The sequence below is a fragment of the Bradyrhizobium frederickii genome (assembly GCF_004570865.1).
Classification (GTDB): Bacteria; Pseudomonadota; Alphaproteobacteria; order Rhizobiales; family Xanthobacteraceae; genus Bradyrhizobium; species Bradyrhizobium frederickii.
Genome location: NZ_SPQS01000079.1, coordinates 1 through 4,086 on the forward strand (window position 1 = coordinate 1; position 4,086 = coordinate 4,086).

Annotated in this window: 4 protein-coding genes; all 4 read right to left on the minus strand. The window is 58.1% G+C overall.

The window, feature by feature from the left end; all coding sequences use genetic code 11:
• The coding region (locus tag E4K64_RS39165) for a TipJ family phage tail tip protein (RefSeq protein WP_135167605.1) at positions 1 to 1,936 on the minus strand (1,936 nt) is incomplete at its 3' end.
• A 60-nt stretch (positions 1,937 to 1,996) separates the two neighbouring features.
• Positions 1,997 to 2,629, minus strand: coding sequence for a tail assembly protein (locus E4K64_RS39170; protein WP_000090889.1), 633 nt, complete (start codon positions 2,627 to 2,629; stop codon positions 1,997 to 1,999).
• Positions 2,566 to 3,309 carry a C40 family peptidase gene (locus tag E4K64_RS39175; RefSeq protein WP_000194780.1) on the minus strand — a complete coding sequence of 248 codons (744 nt, stop codon included), beginning with the start codon at positions 3,307 to 3,309 and terminating at the stop codon, positions 2,566 to 2,568. The genes E4K64_RS39170 and E4K64_RS39175 overlap by 64 nt, the downstream gene beginning before the upstream one ends.
• A 5-nt stretch (positions 3,310 to 3,314) precedes the next feature.
• Positions 3,315 to 4,013 (minus strand): phage minor tail protein L, encoded by a 699-nt coding sequence (locus tag E4K64_RS39180; RefSeq protein WP_001152639.1) that lies wholly within the window; start codon positions 4,011 to 4,013, stop codon positions 3,315 to 3,317.
• Positions 4,014 to 4,086: the final 73 nt, after the last annotated feature.

The window sequence follows — 4,086 nt, forward strand, 5'->3', positions numbered from 1 at the left end:
CCTTCGGTGTGTCCCATCGCGCCAGCACCTGATATTCCCCGCTGTCTGCAGTGACTTCTGCGGTCAGGTGCTGCACCGCTGGCGGCGTGACACCATTCACCGTGCCACTCTGTTCGCCGTCAAAGTGCGCCCCGTTATCCACGATGGCCTCTTTTTCCGGCACATGCTGCACGGCGGTGATGGCATACGTGCCGTCGTCGTTCTCACGGATACTCACGCAGCGGAACAGTCGCTGGCGCAGCGTCGGCAGCTTCAGCTCCCATACGCTGTATTCAGCAACACCGTCAGGAACACGGCTCACTTTTACCTTCACGCCGTCGGTGACGGACTGAACCTCCACGCTGACCGGATTGCCACTTCCGTCAACCAGGCTTATCAGCGCGGTACCGGAGGATGGCAGCGTGATTTCACGGTCGAGCGTCAGCGTCCGGGTCTGGCTGTTCACCGCCAGCACACGACCACCGGTGCTGATACCGGCATAGTCATCATCGCAGATTTCAATAACATCGCCCGGTACATGGCGAAGCCCTTCTGCGCCGACGCTGAAATCCACGGTCTGCGTTTCCAGCAGTTCTGTTTTAATCAGCCACAGCCCGGCGCGGTGTGCCTGCCCCCGGCTGGTACAGCCAAAGGCATCCATCTTCGTAACATTACGACCGTAACGGGCAATGGCCTGCGTATCTTCAACAAGCTCTGTCGCCGTCTCCCAGCCGTTGTTCGGGTCAATCCAGTTCACCTCAACGGCATTATGGCGGTCCTTCAGGGCGCTGAAGCTGTAGCGGAACGGCGCGCCATCATCCGGCATCACCACATTACTGCGGTTATAGGTCCACGTCTTATCCGACGGTCGGTCCTGCACGAACGTCAGCGTCTGCCCGTTCCATACCGGCATACAGCGCATCGCCGAGCAGAAATCGCTGAGCACATCCCACGCCTTACGCTGTGTGGTCAGGTACGCATTACAGGTGATGCGCGGCTCCGTGCCGCCAAAGCCGTCCGGCACTGACTGGTCGCAGTACTGGCCGATGACATACAGCGCCCATTTATCCACATCCGCCGCACCAAGACGTTTCCCCATGCCGTAGCGCGGATGGGTCAGCATATCCCACAGACACCAGGCCATGTTGTTGCTGTATGCCGGTTTAAACGTTCCGTCCCAGATACCGCTGTATTGCCGCGTCTGCGGGTTATAGTTCGACGGCACCTGCAGAATACGCCCGCGCAGATGATAATTACGGCTCACCTGCTGGCTGCCGAACTGCTCCGAGTCCACCTGCACGCCGACCAGTGCCGTGTTCGGGTAGCACTGTTTCACATCGATGATTTCAGTGTATGACGACCAGAGCGTTTTGTTCTGCAGCTGGTCTGTGGTGCTGTCCGGCGTCATCCTGCGCATCCGGATATTAAACGGGCGCGGCGGCAGGTTACCCATCACCACCGAGGCCAGATACTGCGAGGTGGTTTTGCCCTTAATGGTGATGTCTTTTTCCGTCACCCAGCCACCGTTACGTTGTATCTGAACCAGCAGGCGGACTTCCGACGGATTCCTGTCACCCTTTGAGGTGGTTTCCACCAGTGCCTGTACACCGAAGGTAAAGCGCAGACGGTCGATGTTTGCAGACGTAATGGTGCGGGTGATCGGCGTGTCATATTTCACTTCCGTACCCAGCACCGTCTCGGAGCCGGAGGATTCAAATCCCTCCGGCGGAGTCTGCTCCTGCTCACCAGCCCGGAACACCACCGTGACACCGGATATGTTGGTATTCCCCTCAGTGTCCAGCACCGGCGTACTGTTCAGCAGCACGCTTTTTAAGCCATCCACCGGACCTTCAATCGGCCCTTCGCTGATGGCATCGATCACACTCAGCAACTGCGTGGACTTCAGGTTGTCCTTCGCTTCGCGCGGGGTATGCCCCTTACTGCTTCCTTTACCCATTCCTCACGCTCCATAAATGACAAAACCGCCCGCAGGCGGTTTCACATAAAACATTTTGCATCAGCGACCAATCACCACAACCTGACCACCGTCCCCTTCGTCTGCCGTGCTGATCTCCTGAGAAACCACGCGTGACCCCACGCGCATTTCCCCGTACAGAACAGGCAGAACATTGCCCTGGGCAACCATGTTATCCAGTGAGGAGAAATAGGTGTTCTGCTTACCGTTATCCGTTGTCTGTATACGGGGAGTTCTGGCTTTCGGTGCCAGCATCTGCGCCACACCACCGAGCACCATACTGGCACCGAGAGAAAACAGGATGCCGGTCATACCACCGGCCCCAATGGCTGCCCCCCATGCTGCAAGGGTGGCTCCGGCGGTAAAGAATGATCCGGCAATGGCGGCAGCCCCCAGGACAATCTGGAATACGCCACCTGACTTGGCCCCGGCGACTCTGGGAACAATATGAATTACAGCGCCATCAGGCAGAGTCTCATGTAACTGCGCCGTTAACCCGGACGTGCTGACGTCCCGCCCGGCAATCCGTACCTGATACCAGCCGTCGCTCAGTTTCTGACGAAACGCCGGGAGCTGTGTGGCCAGTGCCCGGATGGCTTCAGCCCCCGTTTTCACACGAAGGTCGATGCGGCGACCAAATCGTTGTAAATCCCCGTAAAGGCAGATGCGCGCCATGCCCGGTGACGCCAGAGGGAGTGTGTGCGTCGCTGCCATTTGTCGGTGTACCTCTCTCGTTTGCTCAGTTGTTCAGGAATATGGTGCAGCAGCTCGCCGTCGCCGCAGTAAATTGCGGCGTGATTCGGCACTGATGAACCAAAACAGCACAGCAGCACATCGCCCGGCTGTGCCGCTGACAACGGCACCTGATACAGCCCCGTCGCCTCCAGATTATCCAGATAGAGATTCTGGCCGTTACGCCACCAGTCATCCTCACGATGAAAGTCCGGCATCTCAATCCCCGCCAGATGATAAGCATCCCGGAACAGTGTGTAACAGTCCGTCACACCGTGCTCAAAGCGCCGCCCGGTGAGATGCGGCACACAGCGGAACTTATGAATCGTCCCCCGGCAGACCAGCCACCACGGCAAATCACTCTGCACCTGCAGCCGCCGGTCGGCCTCACTCAGCCAGGGCAGACCACCGGGGTGGCTGTGGACCAGCGCCACAATCTCACCCTGCATTTCTGCCTGCAGCCAGTCTTCCGGCGACATACGGAAATACGCCTCCGGCTCACCGGAGATATTCACGCAGGGGAAATATCTTTCCCCCTCCGGCGTGCTTACCACGAAGCCGCACGACTCCGCTGGCGCACATCGCCGGGCGTGCGCCAGAATCGCTGATTCTGTCTGTGTCATGGGATTTACTGCGAAAGTTTGTTAATGGAAAGGAAGCCGCCAAAGTTGCCGACGTTATTGCGGAACTTACAACCGCTCAGGCATTTGCTGCATTTATCCTTCGTGATATCGGACGTTGGCTGGTCATATTCATCCGCGACAGCCGGACCGCTATAACCGCACTCGTCACCGCGATAGGTCCAGGTGCAGGTGTTGGCCAGCATGATACGTCCCGGAAAAACAGCGCCATCCGTTTCCGTCGGCGTGGACAGTACAAAGGAGGCACTCACCGCGCTCAGTTCGCTGCACTGCTCAATGCGCCAGCGGCTGATCACCTCCTGCTCCGGATCGGCGTAACTGTTTCCGTTGACGAAGTTCACCGCATCCAGAAAACGGGCGTAAACCTTACGCCGGACCACCGTTCCGCCGACCAGACTCTGCATATCTTCCGCCATCCCGGTGACCATACCGTACAGGTTAGAAACCGTCAGCGTGGGGCGCGTACTGGTGCCTTTGCCATTCAGTTCAAAACCGCTCCCCTGAATGGGATACGGCTGATACTGTCGCCCCTGCCAGGTGACCGGCTCACCTTTTTCGTTCTGCTCATTACAGAAAAAATAACGTTCTCCACCGACCTCTGTCAGGTCGATTTCCCAGAGCACCACGCTGGCCGACTGCTCCGCACGGGTGCATTCATTCAGTGTTTCCTGCCGGATATCCTGCATCAGTTCACCACCTGTTCAAACTCTGCGCTGAACTCAACACGCAGCATACTGACCCGCGACGACCATTTTGCGC